Origin of the sequence: Chitinophaga pinensis DSM 2588, from assembly GCF_000024005.1 — a bacterium.
GTDB lineage: Bacteria > Bacteroidota > Bacteroidia > Chitinophagales > Chitinophagaceae > Chitinophaga > Chitinophaga pinensis.
In genome coordinates this window covers 1,017,457-1,039,553 of record NC_013132.1, presented here as the reverse complement: position 1 = coordinate 1,039,553, position 22,097 = coordinate 1,017,457, and the positions used below count along the sequence as shown (strand labels likewise).

The following is a 22,097-nucleotide window of genomic DNA, read 5'->3' as shown; positions in this document are numbered from 1 at the left end:
CCAAAAATTAGATGATAATACTGACATATGTCTTATTTTTGAGCGGCATTAACTCAAGTCCACTTCTATTTTGCTATGAAAGTAACAGAACACATTGCACAGGCTAAAGATACCCTGATCTCATTTGAGATCCTGCCGCCCCTTAAAGGTAAAAGTATTGACTCTATATATGATCACCTCGATCCATTAATGGAATTCAAACCCGCTTTTGTTAACGTTACCTACCATAGAAGTGAACACATGTTCAAAAAAAGAGCCGATGGTTCTTTTGAAAAAGTAGAAATCCGTAAAAGACCAGGCACAGTAGCCATCTGTGCAGCACTAATGGGGCACTACAATGTAGATGCTGTGCCACACCTGATCTGTGGAGGCTTTAGCAGGGAGGAAACAGAAAATGCACTGATCGACCTCAACTACCTGGGTGTGGATAATGTACTCGTTTTACGTGGTGATGCACCCAAAAATGAGACTTTCTTTGAACCGGAGCCAAACGGACACCGTTATGCGGACCAGCTGCTCCAGCAGGTAGTACACATGAATAATGGTATCTACCTGGAAGAAGACCTGCAAAGCGGGGTGAAAACGAAGTTCTGTATCGGTGTGGCTGGCTACCCCGAGAAACACTTCGAAGCGCCCAACATGCAGACAGATATGAGCTATCTGAAAAAGAAGGTGGAAAATGGAGCTGATTATATTGTTACCCAGATGTTCTTCGATAACCAGAAATTCATCGATTTCGTGGGTAAATGCCGGGAAGCAGGTATCACCGTTCCGATCATTCCGGGACTGAAACCGATCACCACCCGCAAACAGCTGACCATCCTTCCCCGCACCTTCCATGTGGATATTCCTACCGAACTTTCCACAGAGATCCTCAAATGCAAAACAGACAAGGAAGTAGAGGAAGTCGGTACAGAATGGCTGATCAAACAGTCGAAAGAACTGAAACAGTTTGGTGTGCCGGTACTCCACTATTATACCCTGGGTAAACCACACGTTATTCATAAAGCAGTGGCACAGGTAGTGTAATAATCCACGCCCTACATGATAAAATTAAAGCGGTCCGCCTGAGGCGGACCGCTTTTTTATTGAATGGTAACCGTTTTTTCTTAAAAAAAATGCCAACACGTGGAAACGTCGTGGCATGTCCGAATAACTGTCACACTTTTTGTTTTTTTTGAGATAATACTTTCTGGGATTACCACTTCTAAGACGGCTGTCGATAAGCATCCCCCTATCCCTTTAAAAAAAAAACTGGGGAGTCCGCCTATATGGCGAACTCCCCAGACAATAACGCACTGGTGTATTTCTCTTAATAATCTTCTCTGTTGAGCAGAATACCTAAACTCAAAGAAAAATAGCTGTTGGTAATCTTGGCGGAAGAAGTCCGGTCAAGATTAGTATACCCCCTGCTGAGACTAGCACCCAATACCATCAGATTGTTAAATTCAAATCCAAGGGCCACATTCGCGCCGGCATCAAACCTGCTCAGTTCAACGCCTGGTGCAATGCCCCGGTCTTTATAATTGAATTTTACATCATGTGATTCGGTACTCAGTACAGTTCCGTTGTACAGCAGATCCAGGTCATAAGATCCGCCCAGGCCATACGCTACATAAGGGCCTGCTCCCAGAACGATCTTGCCGATCGATACGGGGATTTTAAATACCACATTCATTGGAACTTCCAGGTAGTGCAGTTTCAGCTGGTTGGCTGATTCTACCAGTAAGCCTGACTTATCAGGTAGCGGACGGAGGTAAGCGCCCTTGGTAATGTATCTTACCAGTGGCTGAAAATGAAGATTTTTGTACACAGGTACATTGATAATCAGGTCTGCATGCAAATTTTTTAGCTGGCTGCTGGTGCCGATACTGTTACTCTTATAGCCTTGCGAATTTTTGATCTGCGTGGCGGATAAAGTATAGCCTCCTCTTAACCCCAGACTAACCTGAGCGTGTACAGGAAATAGGAATGCAAGAAACACTAAAAAGATAAGTGTAAAAATTTTACTCATGCGTTACATGTTGTGTTGTAATGTGCGGTATTGTCCTCTTCTTTAAAAACTTGGGTATTTTCAGGGAAACAACACGGGATACGCTCCCGTAAATAAAAATACGGGCATAAAATTAAGCTAATTGTCCACTTTCTTACTTTAATTTTTTGTGTAGAGCATAAAAAATCTCGGCAACGTAGCTAAAATAGAAAAAGTCCCCTCCGCCGGGTGGCGAAGAGGACTTTTCCGATAAATATTTGCTTGCCTTAGAACTTATAACCTACAGACACACCAAAAGAGGTGTTTTTCCAGCTGCGGTCATTGTCAGTATTGTCATATGCATTTACCAGGCCCAGGTCAGCATTCAGACCCAGGTACAGACCTTGCTTCAGTTCATATCCAGCAACAACGCCCAGACCTGCATCAAAACGTTTAAGTTTGGCCAGACCCGCTTCGTCATCAAATGCTTTCAGTTCGCCGGTAACGTTACCAACGGTACCTTTGTGTTTACCACCTAAGCCGTATGCAACGTAAGGACCTGCTCCCAGGTTCAGTTTACCGGAACCAACTTCTGGTTTGAACAGGAAGTTGATGGGCAACTGGAGGTAAGACAATGTAGTTTTAAAATCGCTGTTGTCTTTGTTTTTACTTCCCTTACCGGCATACAGCAGTCCTGTACCGATATAGAACTCGTCAGCCAGCTGCAGATCGGCAGTTACACCAGCTCTTACGCCTACCAGGAGGTCGCCGGTTTCTTTGTCGCCGGTTGCGCTTTTAACGGTTGCACTAGAGAAGTTTGGTCCTGCCACGATACCGAATTTTGTCTGGCCGAAAGTAATGCCTGCAATCATCAGTGCAGCAGCAGATAATAATACATTTTTCATATAGGTGTTTTAAATTTTCGGTATAACATCCGACAGGCGCTGTGGATGTTATACCATTTTCATAGCTATTGTGTTATTAGTTAGGTGTTGCCTGTTTACACCCGGGTTTAAACTTGTTGTACTACTAGAACAGATAACCTACAGAAACTGAAAATACACGGTTCTTGTTTTTGTCATTTCTGCTGTCGTCTCCACCAGAGTTGATCTTACCGAAACCAAGGCCATACTGTGCAGAAAGCAGGACGTTATGGATCTCAGCACCTACCTGCACATTACCACCCCAGTCGAATCTTTTGTACTTGTTCAGACCACGATCAGGATCGCCATCATTGAATGGGGTATCATCATCCCACTTGATGTCGGATTCAGAAGAAGTAGTTACACCGGCGAGTGTGCTACTCACTTTGTTTTTACCGGCTACGCCGAATGCAAAGTAAGGACCAACACCTGCGAATAATCTGGCGTTTTCACCTACCGGAATTTTACCAATAAAGTTTACCGGAACTTCAATGTATTGGGGCCTGGTTGTGTACTTAACATAAGGAACTGTCGCGTCATTGTCTTTATCACCTGAGGTCAGTTTCGCACCTTTAGTGGTATAGAAAACGCCAGGCTGGAAGGACAACACATTTTTTATCAGTGGGAAATCCACGATAGCACCAATGTGGTAACCTGATAATGAACGGTCTTTATCTACAGATCCGTCATTGTCAACTGAAATTGAGGAAAGGTTCCAACCACCTTTTACACCTACCCGCACCTGAGACATAGCTCCGAAAGAAATTGCAAGGGCCGCAAACGAAAGGATAATCTTCTTTGTCATAACCGTTAGAGTTTTGATTCTGTCTACGGAATTCCAAAGACTATGCCAAAGCCAGATACAGCAAACTTATCTGACTGCAAGTAAGTGAGTTACAACATTAAATAAAAACTATATCTCGTTATTTGTGAACAGTCCCACCTTTTGATTCCAATTTTTCAAGAAAATCATTGAGCTGTTCTACACCCAGTCTTTTGGCCAGGATTTTCTTCTTTTCATCCAGCAGATATACTACCGGTGTACTATATACGTCGTAGAGACGGCGGTAGTTACTTTGTGCATCAGGATCCCATGCGTGGATCCATCCTGTGAGGTGGTGTTCTTTGATAAAACCCTGCCACTCGTCTTTGGTACCTTCTGTCTTAAAACCAATCATCGCTACACCCTTGTTCTTCCAGTTGGCATTATATGCCGAGTCAAGGCGGGGTAGTTCAATCTTACAGTGACCACAGGTAGGATCCCAGAAAACGAGTACTGTGTATTTGGCTTTTGTGGTATAAAGGGATATGGCCTGCAGCGCAGTATCTTTTACTTCCAGTGGGGGCGCCTGCTGTCCTATCAGGTTTGGCGCCATAGAATAGGCCCGGGAAATGATCTTGTTCAGCTGATCATCTTTCAGCCAGTATGCTTCACCGGATACGTAGTATTTCTCTACCATGTGCACAAACACAGCATCCATGCCCATATACTTGGAAGTTTCGTACGTATAGGTCAGCCACCATACGACAAACTTAAACATCTCTTTATCCTTCCTGGTCTTATCTACCACCTTATCTGCCTCCACAATGATGGAATCAGGATCCATGGCAACCAGCTGTGTGAAATACCTGTTCAGTTTTCGCTCGATAATATCTGTTCTTACCAGTCGGCCGTCATTCAGGTTAACGCTGTCCCAGTAATGTGTTTTGTAATAACGGTAACCAAAGGTGGAATCCTCTCCTGCGGGCGTAGCTGGTACTTCCGGTTCCTTCATTGCCCTGAAAATGCTGGTCAGCAGACTTTGAGGATACTTTCCGATCACACCGTTACGGAAATCCTGCAGTCTTTTGCCCAATGCCACCTGTAAAGGTCTTGCTGCAGCGCTGTCAGCGGCCGTATGCTTGGCCAGCAGGGCATTGATCTGCTTATCCTGGGTGGATACTTCCTTTTGGAGAAATTTGTTATATGACTGGAAAATTTCGTTTTCCCGGGATGTCTTGAAAACGGTCTTGTTGATCAGGTCTGAAGTATCAACGGAGATGGAGAACTGCTGATCTTTGTTATCCAGCAGCATTTCGAAATAACGTTGCCGGCCAGGCAGTAATACGATGTAAATACCGCCGGGTAAAGCCTCCTTATTCTTCATAATTGCGATACCCTGCTCATTGATCTGGGCGGAATCAGCCATGTAGAAGCTTTTTCCCATATAATGGGCCAGCGCAAGCTGTCCCCCTTTATACTGTTTTAACTGAAAAGTGAGCTGGTAGCCCTGGGCCTGCAGCTGCCAATGGCATAAAATGCAGACCAGTAATATCATAAGTTTACGCATAGGATATCGGTTCCTGTAAAAGTAGCAAGGAAAAGGGAATTTCAAAAATCAGTGATCGGCTAAAATCCTACCTTTGCACCCGTGAGGAAAAAAAATGTTATTCTTGAAAAAGTCCCTGTAAGCGCATACGCCGCTGAGGGAAAAGCACTGGCCCGGATTGATGGGAAAGTGGTATTTATTGAAGGGGGTGTCGTACCCGGAGATGTCGTAGACGTTCGCCTCGGTAAAAACAAAAAGGACTGGGCAGAAGGCAAAGCCATCCATTTCCATTCTTACGCATCCAACCGCGTAACTCCTTTCTGTGAGCATTTTGGTAACTGTGGAGGCTGTAAATGGCAGATGCTGCCATATGATCAGCAGCTGGAATATAAACAACAACAGGTGGCTGACAACCTGCAGCGTATCGGTAAACTGGAATTGCCACCCATGCAACCTATTATGGGTTCCAGGCATATCACCCACTACCGTAATAAACTTGAATTTACTTTCAGTAATAAGGCTTATCTCCCCGCAGATGAACTGGAACTGGATGAAGACGGCAATATTCCCCGGAAAAATGCCCTCGGCTTCCACGTTCCGAAGCTCTTTGACAAGGTACTGGACATTAACACCTGTTACCTGCAGGCAGAACCGGTAAATGCCATCCGCAACACCATCCGCGCCTACGCCCTGGAGCACAACCTGTCTTTTTATGACATCCGTGCAAAAGAGGGCTGGCTACGTAACCTGGTGATCAGGATCTGTACCACCGGCGAGGTAATGGTCAATCTCGTGATCCATCACGAAAACAAAAAAGACAGGGAAGCCCTGCTGGATCACCTCCTGGCTACCGTCCCCGGCATTACATCCGTACTGTACACCATCAACCCGAAACTGAACGATACCATTTTCGACCTGGAGCCGAAAACCTATTTCGGTAAAGGATATGTGGAAGAAAAACTGGAAGATTTCACCTTCAAGATCGGTCCGAAGTCCTTTTTCCAGACGAATACCTACCAGGGAGAGGCCCTCTACCAGGTAACCCGGGATTTTGCCGGATTAACAGGAACAGAAATTGTTTATGACCTATATTGTGGTACTGGCAGTATTGGTATTTTTGTATCCCGGCAGGCAGGCAAAGTTGTGGGCATTGAACTGATCAAAGAGGCGATTGACGATGCAATCGAAAACGCCGCCCGCAACAATGTAAACAACGCGCAATTCTATGCCGGAGACGTAGTGGACATCTGCAATGATGCTTTCTTTGCACAGCACGGACAACCTGACGTAGTTATCACCGACCCTCCAAGGGCCGGTATGCACGAGAAACTGGTAAACAAGCTGCTCGAAATCGCTGCTCCCCGCATAGTTTATGTGAGCTGTAACCCTGCTACCCAGGCGAGAGACCTGGCGCTGCTGGACGTGATGTATAGCGTGAAAAAGATACAACCGGTGGATATGTTCCCCCACACGCACCATATCGAGAATGTGGTATTATTAGAGAAAAGAATTAATCATTAAAGAATAGGTAGAAATGAGCGAGTTCAGGCCCGGTAGATTTGAAATACTCCCTACGGTGATCAAAAATCTTTTGATCATCAACGCATTAGTGTTCCTGGCACAGAGCACAATGGGAGAATTTTTAGGAAATCCGAGATATATTGAAGATACTTTCGCACTGCATTACTGGGGATCCCGTCTTTTTAAGCCACATCAGCTGGTGACGCACCTTTTTATGCATGGCTCCTTCGGTCACCTGTTCACAAACATGTTTACCCTGTGGATGTTTGGCGCCACCCTGGAAAATATCTGGGGACCAAAACGCTTCCTGATATTTTATATGGTATGTGGCCTCGGAGCAGCGCTCTGTCACATGGGTGTATTAACTTATGAAAACGTACGGCTCGCCCACGATGCCCGTGAATTCATCAACAATCCGACCCTGACCAACTTCAGAATACTGGACGACCGCTTTGACCTGGATGCCGGCAACTTTGCCGCCGAAGGTATCAGAACGGCATTCTATGCCGCACCTGATAACCCCGGGGTTATCGCCGATGCCAGGGCTTTCGTCAGCCAGTTTGCGCAGATTTACCCTAATGGCGCTACATTGGGTGCTTCAGGCGCCGTATTCGGACTGCTGTTCGCATTTGGCTACCTGTTTCCGAATAATCTCATTTACCTTTACTTCCTGTTCCCGCTGAAAGCGAAATATTTCATCGGTATTATCATCCTGATGGAACTGTTTTCGGGCATACAAAACTCGGCTGGTGATAACGTTGCACACTTTGCCCACCTTGGAGGGGTAATATTCAGTTATATCCTCCTGAAGATCTGGAACAAAAAGAACCGTAGTCATTTTTATTAACATTAAAGATATTGTGACATGATGTACGTTGAGGAAAGATCCGAAACTCCATTATCCCTTGGAGAAGAAAAGAATATGGTCACACAGCTGTTGCTCGTCAACATCACCATATTCATGCTGTTGTTTTTTACAGAAATCGTCTATGGTATTGAAGGTAATCCTCCCGCACGGTTTAAAGTAGATGTACTTTCTCATGTACTGCTACCATCTACTATCGACGGACTGCTGAAAAATCCATGGACCCTGTTCACAACAATGTTCACACACGACAGTTTCTGGATGATTACCAGTAACATGATCTGGCTGGCCTGCTTCGGCACCATGTTACAGAATCATGCAGGTCGCCAGCGCATCCTGCCGCTATACCTGCTGAGTGGCCTGGTCGGCGCAGTATGCTATCTCCTGGGTATGCAGTTCATCCCGGCTTTCCATGCATTACAACCTGCCGCAACCATGACAGGCGCTTCCGCTTCTATCATGGCGCTTGCAATCGGTGCAACCGTAGTGGCTCCCAACTACAGATTGCTGCCTAATCTGCCCATTCCGTTCTGGATCATTACCCTGATCTTCCTGATCGTAAATATTGGTAGCCATGTGATGAACAACCAGGGCATCACTAACTTGCCGGCACTGATCGGCGGCGGACTGACTGGCTTCCTCTATATGCAGCAATGGAAGAAAGGAAATGACCTCGGACTCGGATTCAATAAATTTATCTTTAAGATCACTCACCTGTTTCATCCAAAGTCTCACCTGCACGTGGTGAAATAACGATGAACGATCCTGAATATATTAAGCCCTCCACATGGAGGGCTTTTCTTTTGATTTCCCTTTTTTATCCCTATTTTTAGTAAAACCCCTATGTCGTGCTGTTTGTAGCTAAATTTTTACCCCGATTCCTATTGCTATGCAATGTGTTGATCGCCATTAGTCTCCTTCTTTCCGCCTGGTTGCCTTACCTGAATCCACAACAATTCTGGCTCAGCGGGTTCGCAGGTCTTACATTCCTCATTTGTTGGGGTATTAATTGCGCATTTATCATACTTTGGTTGTGCTGGAAAAGAAGATATATCTGGATCTCTCTTGTGGGTATCCTCTTTTCCCTTCATGCCCTGCTCTCCAGTATCGGTACGAACCTGATCTCCTCAAAAGATACCTGGGTGAGGTCAGACAGGCAGTTTACCATCATGACCTTCAATACCAGTAATATGGGACTGAACGACTACCGGGAAGACTCAGTACTACAGGGCTCCATCTACGATATGCTGCGCGAGGCATCTCCGGATATTCTGTGTATGCAGGAATTCTATACCAACGAAGGCCCCAACTTCACCAATCATATTGACTCAATTTCGCGTACACTCGGGTATCCTTATCACTTTTTTACCTGCGACATGAGCCATTGGGACTATTGGCATTATGGTATTGTACTGTTCTCCCGCTTTCCTATCGTCAGAAGCAGCAAAATACCCTGTGGCTATAGCTCCGCCGGTAGTGGCAGCAGCTTTCTTCAGTCAGACATATTGGTGCAGGGAGACACGATCCGTGTGCTGACGGCACAGTTGCAATCCTACATGTTCCGGGGCAATGATTATGACCTGCTGGAGAAAGGAAAAGGTACCTTTTCAGGAATACGTAACCTGGCTTCTAAAATGAAGCATACGATTCATAAAAGAGCCGCGCAGTCGAGAAAGATGGCGGAACTGATCGCTGCCAGTCCCTATAAAGTAGTCGTGTGCGGAGATTTTAATGATCCCCCTGTATCCTACACTTACAATACGATCAGTGCAAATATGCAGGATGCTTTTCTCAAAGACGGCTTCGGTGTAGGCCGTACTTTGTCCTTTCTGGCGCCTACACTGCGGATAGATTATATTCTTGCACAAAAACCTATACGCGTTAAAAGCTATAAGACCTTTCACAGGAAAGGATTCCAACATTTTCCTATCATGGCGGGCTTATCATTATAATGCATGAATTAATCATTTCTCCTATCTTTAACGTAAAAGCGATAGGCGTTGAGATTTCTGAGGTTATTCACAAAAGGATTCTTTTTAACGGCGAACACCATTGTAGTGCTTCTGTTCATAGTGGCCTGCCTGGCGCCGTATGTTTCACCGGAACGTTGGTGGCCTATCAGTTTCATTACATTGCTCTTCCCGTTACTGCTGCTGGTATTGGTGTTATTCTTTATCTGCTGGCTGCTGTTCGATTTTAAATATTGCCTGCTGCCAATGTTGCCGGTCGTAATAGGCTGGAAATCTATTTCCGCTTTTGTCGCATTCAATTACCCGACTTCCGGAAAACAGTTTGCCAATCCTGCGGGCAGTCTGACCATCATGAGCTACAACGTTGCTCAGTTCGGGCTTTACCGTGAGAAAGACAGCAAATACAACAGGGAAGCGATGTTTGCGCTGATAAAAAAGCAGGAACTGGATATTGTTTGTCTGCAGGACTTTTATACTTCAGAAAAGAAAAATGATTTCAATAACCGGGAAGATATCTCCCGGGAGATGAAACTACCCTACCGTTTCTTTTCCAGTGATTTTAACCGGGATGGTATGCAGCACTGGGGATCTATTATCTATTCCCGTTACCCGATTATCAAGTCTGACAAACTGAAAATGTCATATGGTCCGCGTAGTGAAAGTCTTATCTATGCCGACATTGTGAAGAACGGCGACACGATCCGTATCATCAATATGCACCTGGCATCTTACCGTTTCAATGAAAGGGACTATCGTTCTATCGAAAAGATAAAAAAGCAGGAAGATACCGGTCTGGTGGCTACACGCAATATTGTGCAGAAAATGCGCGACGCGTATGTGGATCGCAGTAAACAGGCAGATATTGTGTCAGCATTTATCAGTACCTGTCCATATCCCGTGATCCTATGCGGAGACTTTAATGATACGCCGGCATCGTATACTTATTTTACCATCCGGGGCGACCTGCAGGATGCTTTTCTCAGAAAGGGCAGCGGTATCGGCCGGACTTACGCCGGACTGGCCCCTACCCTCCGGATCGATTACATCTTTACGGATAAATCATTCAAAGTCAATTCATTCCGGAAAATCAATTCTACCCTGTCCGATCACTATCCGGTGATAGCCAATGTAAGTGCCAGACGGTAATGTCACTCACAAAACAATAACTATCTTTGCAATCCTAACAAAACTAAGTGTAGCTTACACTCGCTGAAAATATCTGATATGTCTGAGCTTAAAATATACAATTCGCTACATCGGCAAAAGGAAGTATTCACATCTCTCTATCCCGGACATGTTGGTATGTATGTATGCGGCCCTACCGTTTCAGGAGAGTCGCACCTGGGCCATGCCCGCCCTTATATCACGTTTGACGTTGTATACAGATACCTACAGTTTCTGGGATACAAGGTCCGTTATGTAAGGAACATCACAGACGCAGGTCACTTCGAAGAAGAGGGCCGTGAAGCTGAAGACAAAATTGCCAAACGCGCTCAGCTGGAAAAGCTGGAGCCAATGGAACTGGTACAAAAATATACAAACCTCTTTCACTGGGCTTTCCTGCGGTTTAACTGTCTGGAGCCAAGCATTGAACCAACTGCCACCGGCCACATCGTCGAGCAGATCGAAATGATCAAAACGATCATGGAAAAAGGCTATGCTTATGAAAGCAATGGTTCCGTATACTTTGACGTAAAGAAATACGCTGAATCGCATGATTACGGCATTCTGAGCGGCCGTGTACTGGAAGATATGCTGGAAAGCTCCAATCGTGAGCTGGATGGCCAGGAGGAAAAGATCAATAACGTTGACTTTGCCCTCTGGAAAAACGCGCCACCTGAGCACATCATGCGTTGGCCAAGTCCGTGGGGAGAAGGTTTCCCTGGATGGCACATCGAATGTTCTGCCATGAGCAGTAAATACCTGGGTAAACAGTTCGACATCCACGGTGGAGGTATGGACCTGCAGTTTCCACACCACGAGTGTGAAATTGCACAGAGTGAAATTGCCCATGGTGAACTGATGGCCCGTTACTGGATGCACAATAACATGATCACCATTAACGGCCGTAAAATGGGTAAAGCCTATAACAATACCATCAAGCTGACGGAACTCTTCACAGGTAATCATCACCTGCTGGAAAAAGCCTACAGTCCGATGACGATCCGTTTCTTCATTCTTCAGACGCATTACCGTAGTACGCTGGATTTCTCCAACGAGGCATTACAGGCCGCAGAGAAAGGTTTACAGCGTTTATGGGCTGCATTCGAAGTATTACAGAAACTGAGTTATACAGCCGATGCACAGCCGATCAATGAAGAACTGGACAAACAGGTACGTCAATGGTGTCTGGAGTGTGAGGAATTCATCAGCGATGACTTCAACACAGCTAAAGTACTGGCCAACCTGTTCGAACTTTCTCCTGTGATCAACTCTATCAAGGGTGGACAGGTGAAAATGCATGAACTCAGCGAAGAAACCTTCCAGCTGCTGAAAAAGACCTGGCAGAACTTTCTGATCGATATTCTTGGTCTGCAGCCGGAAACACTTGCCACCGACAACAGCAAACTGGATGGCGTTATTCAGCTGCTGATGGAAATGCGTAAGGAAGCGAAAGGCCGTAAAGACTATGCAGCATCTGACAAGATCCGCAACCAGTTGTTAGCGGTAGGTATACAATTGAAAGACGAGAAGGATGGTAGTATGACCTACAGCATACAATAAGCCGTCATGATCAAACAGCCATTTGTTAATATGTACAAAATACTAAGTTTTGCAGCAGGTGTGGCCTTGTGCATGAGCGCCTGTAAGCAGCCGACAAAAACCAATCAGCCGGAAGAATCCGGCAAGCCAACGGCGACCGTTCAGAATGTGAATGTACCCGTATTTCAGACAGACAGTGCTTATGCCTATACGGCAAAACAGGTAAGTTTCGGTCCGCGTATTCCCAACACACCGGCACAGCAGAAGTGTGCTGACTGGCTGATCGCGCAACTGAAGCCCCTTGCAGATACTGTATACATACAGCGCACTACGGTAAAAGGCCCTAAAAAAGTACCATTACCTTGTATCAATATCATCGCCAGTTTCAATCCGGCAGCGACGCAGCGTGTATTACTGCTCTCCCACTGGGATACCCGTCCACATGCCGACCAGGATGCTTTTGACAGGAACAAACAACTGGATGGTGCTGACGATGGCGCCAGCGGTGTGGGTGTGCTGATTGAAGTAGCCCGTCAGCTACATGCGGATAAACCAAAAGCAGGTGTTGATATACTGTTGACTGACGTGGAAGATTATGGTATCAGTGAAGAGGAGAACAGCTATTGCCTGGGTACGCAATACTGGGCTAAAAACCCGCACGTAAGAGGCTATAAAGCGAACTACGGTATCCTCCTGGATATGGTGGGTGGCCGCGCTTCTCAGTTCTTTATGGAAGGCGGTTCCCAACAGTATGCTTACGGTCCGATGAAAATGTTCTGGGATGTAGCCAACCGGCTGGGTTATTCTGATTACTTCCGTTATGAAAATATCGGTACCAGCATTACAGACGATCACGTATATGTAAATACGATGGCGAATATTCCAACTTTTGATATCATCGCGCTGCAACAGAACGGTAACTTCGTTCCGCACTGGCACACGGCAAATGATAACATGACAGTAATCGACAAACGTACATTACAGGTAGTTGGTCAGACGATCTTAGAAGTTTTATACAGGCAACCTTTCGAGTACTAAATAGTTCTGAAAGAACCTGAGGAGCATGCTCCTGATGAAGCAAAATTTAATACATTGCTTTATCAGGAGCATTTTTCTTTAAACCAATTTTATGAGACAATCCCCCGAAGTACATCTGGTGCATCTCAGTAAGGATAAAAAGCTGGCGGGTATTATGACGGAGCCGCTGCCGGCACTGAATGTCCAGAAGAATATTGCCTTGAAGCTGATTGGTTCTATTATGAGTCAGCAGTTAAGTGTAAAAGTAGCAACCGTTATTTATACCCGCTTTCTCGCCTTGTATGATGGCAAAGAACCCAACGCACAACAGATACTGGATACACCACCGGAAACACTCCGCAGTATCGGATTATCCAACGCAAAAGTGAGTTATGTACACAATGTGGCGCGCTTCACTGTAGAAGAGAAATTAACGGATAAAAAACTGTTGCAGATGGATGATGAAGAAGTGATTAAATATCTCACACAAATCAAAGGTGTAGGTCGCTGGACAGTAGAAATGTTGTTGATGTTTTACCTGTGCAGAGAAGATGTTTTTGCGATAGATGATCTGGGTTTACAACAGGCCATGATCAAGCTATACAAACTGGATAATACAGATAAAAAAGCATTCCGGGAAAAGTTGCTGAAGATATCGAAAAAATGGTCGCCTTACAGGACTTATGCAAGCAGGTATTTATGGGCATGGAAGGATATGAAACCAACGAATTAATCAGTGATTACACAACAGGAAATAGGTATTTAACAATATACGTTCAATCAAGCGCTTATGTTCATCTCTAATTCATACTATAGTTATCTTTCGTTGATGCTTCGTTTGCATCGAAAGATCAATGAAAGATAACTATAGTATAACTAATACCAGAGAGATAAGAAACACAGTCTGGAAGCAATCAAATTTAGCATTTTTATGTGCAGTGGAAGTGCTGTGATTCATTTTAACAAACAGGCAAAAAGCGCTGCTTCTACAGCATAAAACATCCATCCATATATTCGATAGATATGCAATGCGCAACTAAGTGCAGAGAAAATGTCACATTGTGATAAGAATAAGACAACTATTTACATGCAATAATTAGAAATTACTCGGTTAACAAATAGGTACAACATCATCCTAAATACACTTACCTATATATGCAATAAATAAACAGCTATAAAATTACTTAACAAGCAAAGAATTTGCTTCACAGAAATGAGGTTTTATACTTTAATCTACAACGAAATACATACCTGTAAAATCCGCTGGTATAAAGGCCTGGGGGAGAAACGCTTTCATTGCAAAAATGCGTTGCACACACAAGTTGTTATAAAAAATAATCCCCGCCCAGGAGAAGGCAGGGATTTACGTTAATACTAACTAACCCAATGCTTATATCTAAAACTAAAACAACTCTTAATAAAGCGGCAGTACATATACAGCACTGCTGCCCGCTGATTGTTTCTGGTTTGACGTATCTATCACTTCATTTCCGGCACCGCATCGTCAAACGGTAACCATCAGTCTTTATAACAAGTGCCGCAACGTTTAAGCATACATTTTACATATATCTTTTCCGTTTATCACGAGGTGATGGCGGCACTCATTGTTAACGACTTTCAGCAGTCGTGATTATCATCATTATGCAGAAGCCTGTTGCTCTGCTAATTTTGCTTTGATCTTTCTTTCGATCTCAGCTGCTACTTCCGGATTATCCAGCAATAATGTTTTCACGGCATCACGGCCCTGGCCCAGCTTGTTGGTATCATAACTGAACCAGCTGCCGCTTTTCTGGATAATGCCGTATTCAACACCCATATCGATAATTTCACCCATCTTGGAAATACCTTGTCCGAAGATGATATCGAATTCAGCCTGGCGGAAGGGAGGTGCAACTTTGTTTTTAACTACTTTTACTTTAACGCGGTTACCAACGGCTTCATCACCATCTTTAATCTGTGTCATACGACGAATATCCAAACGCACGGAAGCGTAGAATTTGAGCGCGTTACCACCGGTTGTAGTCTCCGGATTACCAAACATCACTCCTATTTTTTCACGCAGCTGGTTAATGAATATGCAGCAGCAGTTTGTTTTTGAAATTGTCGCGGTTAGTTTACGCAGTGCCTGTGACATCAGACGTGCCTGTAAACCCATTTTGCTTTCACCCATTTCACCTTCCAGTTCACCTTTTGGTACCAGGGCAGCTACGGAGTCAATTACCACCACATCTACTGCTCCGGAGAGGATCAGACGATCGGCAATTTCCAGCGCCTGCTCACCATGGTCAGGCTGGGAGATTAACAGCGCATCTACATCCACACCCAGTCGTTGAGCGTAAGAACTGTCGAATGCGTGTTCAGCATCTATGATTGCGCAGATACCACCTTTTTTCTGTGCTTCTGCAATTGTATGAATAGCAACGGTAGTTTTACCGGAAGATTCTGGTCCATATATCTCGATGATCCTTCCTTTAGGAAAACCACCGATACCCAGCGCTATATCCAGACCCAGTGAACCAGTTGAAATTACTTCCATTGGATCAGTGCCCTTTTCACCCATCATCATCACAGATCCCTTTCCGAAATCCTTCTCGATCTTGTCCATCGTAAGGCGGAGCGCCTTGAGTTTGTCAGTATTGGCTGTAGACATATTAGTAAGTGTTTTTTACAAATTTAATGGTGTGTGCTAAGTTATGACCTAATTTTCTATTATCCTAAATTTTTTAGCATTTTGGCTGCGTAATGCTAAATGTTATAGTAAAAAGATCTAACCTCGCACGTTTATTATTGTTATGCTTGTTTTATAAAAATTTAAGGGGGCTAACGCACAACAGACGCATATGTCAATGTCAATGTTCAAATAACACTACAAAGATGATACGTCCTTACGCACTGGATGTGCGTAGCCCGGAAAGTTTTAAAAAAAGGAAATTATCCTACGATAGCATAGGCGATCAGCTGTGCCAGGACACCCATCCCGAAACCGGTATAGATCTCTGCAGGCGTGTGTGCTCCAAGGATCAGGCGGGCAGTTGCTACAATACCGGCGAGCAGGAATGCCACCATCAGTACCAGACTGATATTCATGTTCATACCGATCATCAGCATCAGCAGAAAACCGATCACACCGCCCCAGCCGATCGTATGCATACTGATCTTCACGTAGGTATTGGCGACCATGCCCATTACAATGGCAATAAAGATTCCCAGGAAGAATGCATTGAAGAAAGGTGGTGCTGCTCCTTCACGTTTGAAGGCAAAATAGATCCAGAAGTAAAAAATAGTACAGGCTATATATGGAATGATACGGTCCTTTTGTCCCCGTAACTGGAAAGACTCGACAAAACCCAGCGCTTTACACAGCATTACCACAAAAATGGGCAGGAAAAGCGTGGTAAATACCACTCTGAAATACAATGCATCAAAGGCAAAGCGAACGCTGCCTTCTTTGAACTGAACAAAATATTCCGGTAAGGCATTGACAACGAATGCCGTTACCAGCGTTGGCAGGAAAAGCGGATGGGATGCATATGAAATAACCTCCGCTGCTGCGCGTAATGCTGGTGAAAATGCCGGCTTATTCGGCCGGGAATTATCAGTTGTGGGTATAATTACTTGTTCCATTCACAGATTTCCGTCTCATTCCGGGCGGTACGGACGCCTCCTTCTTTACAACTCCTTCCTTAACCTTGCTACCGGAATATTTAACTGTTCGCGGTATTTTGCCACAGTACGGCGGGCAATATTATACCCTTTGTCCTGCAACATCTTGGTCAGGTTTTCGTCGCTTAATGGTTTACGCTTATTTTCTCCTTCAATCAGGTCAGACAGTATCTTTTTTACCTCGCGGGTAGATACCTCTTCCCCACTATCAGTGGATAATGATTCGCTGAAAAAGAATTTCAGCTTAAAGGTACCGAACTCCGTCTGTACATACTTACTATTGGCCACACGGCTTACAGTAGAGATATCCAGCTGGGTGATATCGGCAATATCTTTCAGGATCATCGGACGCATCGTCGTTTCATCTCCCGTAAGGAAGAATTCGCGCTGATACCCCATAATGGATTCCATGGTAGACAAAAGGGTATGTTGACGCTGTTTAATGGCATCAATGAACCATTTTGCGGCATCGATCTTTTGTTTGATGAATAACACCGCTTCTTTCTGACGTTTGTCTTTTTTATCCCCACGGTCATATTCCTTCAGCATATCCCTGTACCCTTCTGAAATACGCAGGTCAGGCGCATTCTTGGAGTTCAGCGTCAGCTCCAGTTTACCGTTATTGTTCAGGATAAAGAAGTCAGGCACCACATAACTTTCCGCCTTATTCAGGGTCGCAAAATTGCCGCCTGGTTTAGGGGTCAGTTTGATGATCTGTCCGATCGCCTCTTTCAACGCATCATCACTCATATTCAACCCCTTCTGAATCTTTTCGTAGTGCTTTTTAGTGAACTCATCGAAATAATTCTCCAGGATCAGATAAGCGCCTACTACTCCGAAATCATCCTGTGGCTTACGTCTCAGTTGTAATAACAGGCATTCCTTCAGATCAGTAGCACAGATTCCCGGCGGATCAAACTCCTGTATCATCCGGATCAGTTCTCTTATTTCTTCTTCATCGGTAGCGACATTCTGGGAAAAAGAAAGGTCATCCACGATAGCGCTCACTTCACGACGCAGATAACCGTCGTCGTCGATACTACCAATGATCTGTTCTGCGATAGCGTTCTGCCGTTCATCCAGTTCGAGCATACCTAACTGCTCAAGCAGGTGTTCATGAAAAGAGGTTTCCACCCTTACCGGGATAGTTTTATTTTCATCCTGGTCAGGATAGTTGTCATCCCTGAGTTTATAGTCAGCGATGTCATCATCTCCTTCACTTACATATTCGGAAATGTCAATATTATCGTATTCGTTTTCACTCCCATCAGGTTCAAACTCGTCGTCATCGCCTTCCTCGTTATTATTATACTCTTCCTGCGGGTCTTTATACTCGTCTTCATGCGCGTCTTCCCCGTATTCCAGGGCAGGGTTTTCCTCCAGCTCTTCCTTGATACGCTCTTCAAGAACAGCCGTAGGTACCTGGAGCAGTTTCATCAGCTGAATCTGCTGCGGCGACAATTTCTGTAATAGCTTCTGCTGTTGTGTCTGCTTTAACATAGTCTGATCCTATCCAAGGGCAAAATAAATAAACAATAGTTTTTACCTAATCCTGGGTTTCCTCCGGGGAAACCACTTTCACAACTGTATATTCCGCTACAGGGGCATCGAAATCCAGCTCCGGCTGGTCAGGTAATAATCTGAATGTCTTCCGGTGATAAGGCGTTTCGCCATGTGCGCGGATGGCATCCCGGTGGAACAATGTAGGGTATCCCTTATTTTCCAACCACCCGAAATGCGGATATTCCTGATGCAGCTTGTGCATGTACTCGTCCCTGTAGGTTTTGGCCAGAATGGAGGCTGCCGCTATGGAGGCATATATGCCATCCCCTTTGACAATGCAGGCATGGGGAGTCTTTCCGTAGGGAACGAACCTGTTTCCATCTACCAATATATAACCCGGTTGCTGTTTTAGCTGGTCCAATGCCAGGTGCATGGCTCTGAAAGATGCTTTCAGGATGTTGATCCTGTCTATCTCCAGGTTATCCACGCTGGCCACCGCATAAGCTATCGCCTCTTTTTCCACTACTTCACGCAACTTATCGCGGTCGGAAGCCTTTAACTGCTTTGAATCATTCAGGAGTTTATTCCTGAATTTAGGCGGTAAAATCACAGCTGCTGCGAATACCGGCCCCGCAAGGCAACCCCGTCCGGCTTCGTCGCAGCCGGCTTCAAAAGCGATATCTTTTTGGTGATATGAACGTAACAAGGCTTTTTAGTATGATTATTGTGGTAAAGGTAGGGAATTTCATTTCTTATCCCTATCGGAATAATTCTTTGAAGTCCGCTTTGAACTCCTGCCACTCCTCGTCCGTCCTTTTCAACAGTGTATCAACATCATTCCGGGTACTGTCCCACTTGTCGGCACTCGTATTTTTCAGTTCTCCCAGTTTTACATCGATCTGATCTCTCAGGTCAGCCAGTTTTGCCTTTGCTTTTTTACTTTTGGCGGAGCCGTCTTTTTTCAACTCCTCCATTTTCAGGTCAATTTCCCGTTTACGTTCTTCCAGGTCTTTGCGCAGTTCATTGCGTTGGGCTTCCATATATTCCTTCGTATCAGTAGCGGTCTCTTTTACATCCTGTCCAATTTTTTCTACACCTTCCTTCATTTCTTCCTTTTTTTCTTCCTGTCTGGAAGTCTCCTGGCAAGCCATGAAAGCCGTTACAGTCAATAGAAGCAATGCCTTTTTCATAAGTAGGTTTTTAATGTGAGCTTATTGTGTTACGTACCTGGTAAATACGTCTTTTTGCAAATGCCATTCCAGAATTATTGTGACCGCTACAACCGTTTACCACAGACAATATGGCGCTTATTGAAAAAATACCTAGGTTTGAGCCTGCTTTTTTAAAACGATAATCAATTATGAAGAAGAATCTGCTGATCCTTCTGTTCCTGCTGGCGGCTCAATTCGCCAAAGCAGATGAAGGAATGTGGCTGCCCTATTTATTGGGACAGCAAGTGTACAATGATATGGTGAAGAAAGGTCTCAAGTTGACGAAAGAACAATTGTACAGTATCAACAAAGCGTCCCTGAAAGACGCCATTATCATCTTCGGTGGCGGATGCACCGGGGAAATAGTGAGCAACCAGGGGCTGATTTTCACCAACCACCACTGCGGTTACGACGCCATCGCTACCGCCAGCTCCGTTGAGCACAATTACCTGAAAAATGGTTTCTACGCCCTGGATAAAAGCCAGGAAATTCCTGCAAAAGGGCTGTCCGTTCAATTTCTCGTAAAAGTAGATGATGTTACCAAACAGGTAATGGACGGTCTGAAAGACCTCTCCGGTCCGGAAAGAATGCAGCAACAGCAAAAAATCATCGGAGACATCGTTAGCCAGGCCATCAATGGCACCAACTACGAAGCGAAAGTACTTCCTATCTTCAAAGGCAACCAGTACCTGCTTTTCGTGTATGAGCGCTATAAAGACATCCGTCTGGTAGGCGCCCCTCCGGAAAGCATCGGCAAATTCGGCGGCGATACGGATAACTGGGAATGGCCCCGTCACACCGGCGATTTCTCCGTATTCCGTGTGTACGCTGATAAAGATGGTAAACCTGCTGATTATTCCGCAGCGAATTTACCTTTGAAACCAAAACATTTCCTCCCTGTTTCTATCAAAGGAATTAAAGAGAATGATTACGCAATGATCTTCGGTTATCCGGGCGGTACCAACCGTTACGAAAGCTCCGAAGGCGTAAAACTGAAAATAGACGTAGAAAACCCTTCTATTGTAGCACTGCGTGCAGTACGTCTCTCCTACATGTTTGAGCAGATGAAAAAAGATCCGGCTATCAAGCTGAAACTGGCGTCTTCTTATGCCGGTATCGCTAATTACTGGAAATTCTTTGATGGTGAAGCTAAACAGCTGGTTAAATACCATGTGGTAGATGAGAAACAAAAAGAGGAAGCGGCATTTGGTAAATGGGCAAACGGTAAAACCGAATACGCGAATATCTTCGCTGACTATGCCACTAACTATAAAGCGTGGGCGCCATATGCAAAACATCGTATTTACATCAATGAAGGCATTATGGGCTCTCCACTGGCAGCTTTTGCAGCCAGCCTTCAGGCAGTGGAAAAAGCGATGGTACAGTCAGGCGGTTCTGCTGAGGCGATTAAGCAGAGCATTCAGGCGGCTGATAAAGCACGTACCGTATTCCTGGAAGAAGAAGACAAAACCAGCGATCAGAAAATACTGGCAGCTACCTGTCACCTGTTCTACACTGATATTCCTGTCGCACAGCATCCTATCGGATTCTACGATGCCATCAAGGCAAAATTTGGTAGTCTGGATGATAACAATACCTACCGCCTCTGGGCTTCCGCTATCATGTCGGGATCTATGATCATGAATGATGCACGCTGGAAAGCTTTCGTGGCCAATCCGGATGCAGTAACCCTGCAAACCGATCCTGCATTCGCATACTCCAGTGCTTTCGTTAAAAATTTCAGCACCAAATATCTGTCGATATACAACCAGTTTGTAACTAAAAACAACGACCTGGGACGTACTTATATGAAGGGTAAACTGGAGATGGAACCTAACAAAAAATGGTATCCTGATGCGAATTTCTCTATGCGTCTGACCTATGGTCAGGTAAAACCATATGCGCCACGTGATGCAGTAGCATATGATTACGTATGTACGATGAAAGGTGTGATGGAAAAATATAAACCAGGCGATTACGAATTCGATCTTCCGGAAAATTATGTTTCCCTCTACAACAAGAAAGACTTTGGTCAATACAAAGACCTCAGAAAAAATGATATCGTTACCTGCTTCATTACCACCAACGATATTACAGGTGGTAACTCAGGTTCTCCTGTACTGAATGCAAACGGTGAACTGATCGGTCTTGCATTTGACGGTAACTACGAGGCACTGAGCCATAAAATACAGTTTGATGCCGTGTACAATCGTACCATCTGTGTGGATGTACGCTATGTGCTGTGGTGTATCGATAAACTGGGCGGCGCCAGCAACATTATCAATGAGCTGAAGCTGATCAGGTAACAATAAATACACGAAGTAATTTGCAACGAGGGTGTTCGCCCGGAAGGTGAACACCCTCGTTTTATTCCCCTGTTTTTCTCTCGCCTTTTATTGACCGCAACTTACTTGCCTAAATCAAGTATTAATACTCAATT

At 44.9% G+C, this 22,097-nt stretch carries 19 protein-coding genes; 10 read left to right on the top strand and 9 right to left on the bottom strand.

The annotated features are described in order from the left end of the window. Positions 1-75: 75 nt before the first annotated feature. Positions 76-1,029, top strand: coding sequence for a methylenetetrahydrofolate reductase (locus CPIN_RS04270; protein WP_012788541.1), 954 nt, complete (start codon positions 76-78; stop codon positions 1,027-1,029). A gap of 283 nt (positions 1,030-1,312) precedes the next feature. Here CPIN_RS04270 and CPIN_RS04265 read toward each other — a convergent pair whose 3' ends face one another. The 4 genes from CPIN_RS04265 to CPIN_RS04250 all read right to left on the bottom strand — a co-directional run bounded on the left by CPIN_RS04265 (position 1,313) and on the right by CPIN_RS04250 (position 5,225). Further along, positions 1,313-2,014 carry an outer membrane beta-barrel protein gene (locus CPIN_RS04265; RefSeq protein WP_012788540.1) on the bottom strand — a complete coding sequence of 234 codons (702 nt, stop codon included), beginning with the start codon at positions 2,012-2,014 and terminating at the stop codon, positions 1,313-1,315. A 245-nt stretch (positions 2,015-2,259) separates the two neighbouring features. Beyond that, positions 2,260-2,877, bottom strand: a complete 618-nt coding sequence (locus CPIN_RS04260; protein ID WP_012788539.1) for a porin family protein — start codon at positions 2,875-2,877, stop codon at positions 2,260-2,262. A 124-nt stretch (positions 2,878-3,001) separates the two neighbouring features. Then, the gene (locus CPIN_RS36310; protein ID WP_012788538.1) at positions 3,002-3,700 is read right to left on the bottom strand and encodes a porin family protein; all 699 of its coding nucleotides are present in this window, start codon (positions 3,698-3,700) and stop codon (positions 3,002-3,004) included. A 118-nt stretch (positions 3,701-3,818) separates the two neighbouring features. Further along, positions 3,819-5,225, bottom strand: a complete 1,407-nt coding sequence (locus CPIN_RS04250; RefSeq protein ID WP_044217851.1) for a DUF5106 domain-containing protein — start codon at positions 5,223-5,225, stop codon at positions 3,819-3,821. Between the two features lie 81 nt (positions 5,226-5,306). Between CPIN_RS04250 and rlmD the strand changes: the two genes are divergently transcribed. From rlmD to CPIN_RS04210, 8 genes are all read left to right on the top strand, one after another. Continuing rightward, positions 5,307-6,725 (top strand): 23S rRNA (uracil(1939)-C(5))-methyltransferase RlmD, encoded by a 1,419-nt coding sequence (rlmD, locus tag CPIN_RS04245; protein WP_012788536.1) that lies wholly within the window; start codon positions 5,307-5,309, stop codon positions 6,723-6,725. A 13-nt stretch (positions 6,726-6,738) separates the two neighbouring features. Further along, positions 6,739-7,572, top strand: a complete 834-nt coding sequence (locus CPIN_RS04240; protein WP_012788535.1) for a rhomboid family intramembrane serine protease — start codon at positions 6,739-6,741, stop codon at positions 7,570-7,572. Positions 7,573-7,590: 18 nt separating this feature from the next. Next, entirely contained in the window at positions 7,591-8,343 is a 753-nt protein-coding gene (locus CPIN_RS04235; RefSeq protein WP_012788534.1) for a rhomboid family intramembrane serine protease, read from the top strand. A gap of 143 nt (positions 8,344-8,486) precedes the next feature. Further along, a complete protein-coding gene (locus CPIN_RS04230) occupies positions 8,487-9,542 on the top strand; it encodes an endonuclease/exonuclease/phosphatase family protein (RefSeq protein WP_148230508.1) in 1,056 nt (351 codons plus the stop codon). A 105-nt stretch (positions 9,543-9,647) separates the two neighbouring features. Beyond that, positions 9,648-10,706, top strand: coding sequence for an endonuclease/exonuclease/phosphatase family protein (locus tag CPIN_RS04225; protein ID WP_148230507.1), 1,059 nt, complete (start codon positions 9,648-9,650; stop codon positions 10,704-10,706). Between the two features lie 78 nt (positions 10,707-10,784). After that, entirely contained in the window at positions 10,785-12,284 is a 1,500-nt protein-coding gene (gene cysS, locus CPIN_RS04220; protein ID WP_012788531.1) for a cysteine--tRNA ligase, read from the top strand. 30 nt (positions 12,285-12,314) lie between these two features. Further along, entirely contained in the window at positions 12,315-13,301 is a 987-nt protein-coding gene (locus tag CPIN_RS04215) for a M28 family peptidase (RefSeq protein WP_187294740.1), read from the top strand. A gap of 91 nt (positions 13,302-13,392) precedes the next feature. Further along, entirely contained in the window at positions 13,393-14,013 is a 621-nt protein-coding gene (locus CPIN_RS04210) for a DNA-3-methyladenine glycosylase family protein (RefSeq protein ID WP_012788529.1), read from the top strand. Positions 14,014-14,919: 906 nt separating this feature from the next. Here CPIN_RS04210 and recA read toward each other — a convergent pair. The 5 genes from recA to CPIN_RS04185 all read right to left on the bottom strand — a co-directional run bounded on the left by recA (position 14,920) and on the right by CPIN_RS04185 (position 19,636). Further along, entirely contained in the window at positions 14,920-15,930 is a 1,011-nt protein-coding gene (gene recA, locus CPIN_RS04205; protein WP_012788528.1) for a recombinase RecA, read from the bottom strand. A 281-nt stretch (positions 15,931-16,211) separates the two neighbouring features. Then, positions 16,212-16,904, bottom strand: a complete 693-nt coding sequence (locus CPIN_RS04200) for a hypothetical protein (RefSeq protein ID WP_012788527.1) — start codon at positions 16,902-16,904, stop codon at positions 16,212-16,214. A gap of 45 nt (positions 16,905-16,949) precedes the next feature. Beyond that, positions 16,950-18,443 (bottom strand): RNA polymerase factor sigma-54, encoded by a 1,494-nt coding sequence (rpoN, locus tag CPIN_RS04195; protein ID WP_012788526.1) that lies wholly within the window; start codon positions 18,441-18,443, stop codon positions 16,950-16,952. Between the two features lie 46 nt (positions 18,444-18,489). Further along, positions 18,490-19,152, bottom strand: coding sequence for a ribonuclease HII (locus tag CPIN_RS04190; RefSeq protein ID WP_012788525.1), 663 nt, complete (start codon positions 19,150-19,152; stop codon positions 18,490-18,492). A 52-nt stretch (positions 19,153-19,204) separates the two neighbouring features. Continuing rightward, positions 19,205-19,636, bottom strand: coding sequence for a hypothetical protein (locus tag CPIN_RS04185; RefSeq protein WP_012788524.1), 432 nt, complete (start codon positions 19,634-19,636; stop codon positions 19,205-19,207). 170 nt (positions 19,637-19,806) lie between these two features. On the opposite strand from CPIN_RS04185, the gene CPIN_RS04180 reads away from it, so the two are divergent. Further along, a complete protein-coding gene (locus CPIN_RS04180; protein ID WP_012788523.1) occupies positions 19,807-21,963 on the top strand; it encodes a S46 family peptidase in 2,157 nt (718 codons plus the stop codon). Positions 21,964-22,097: the final 134 nt, after the last annotated feature.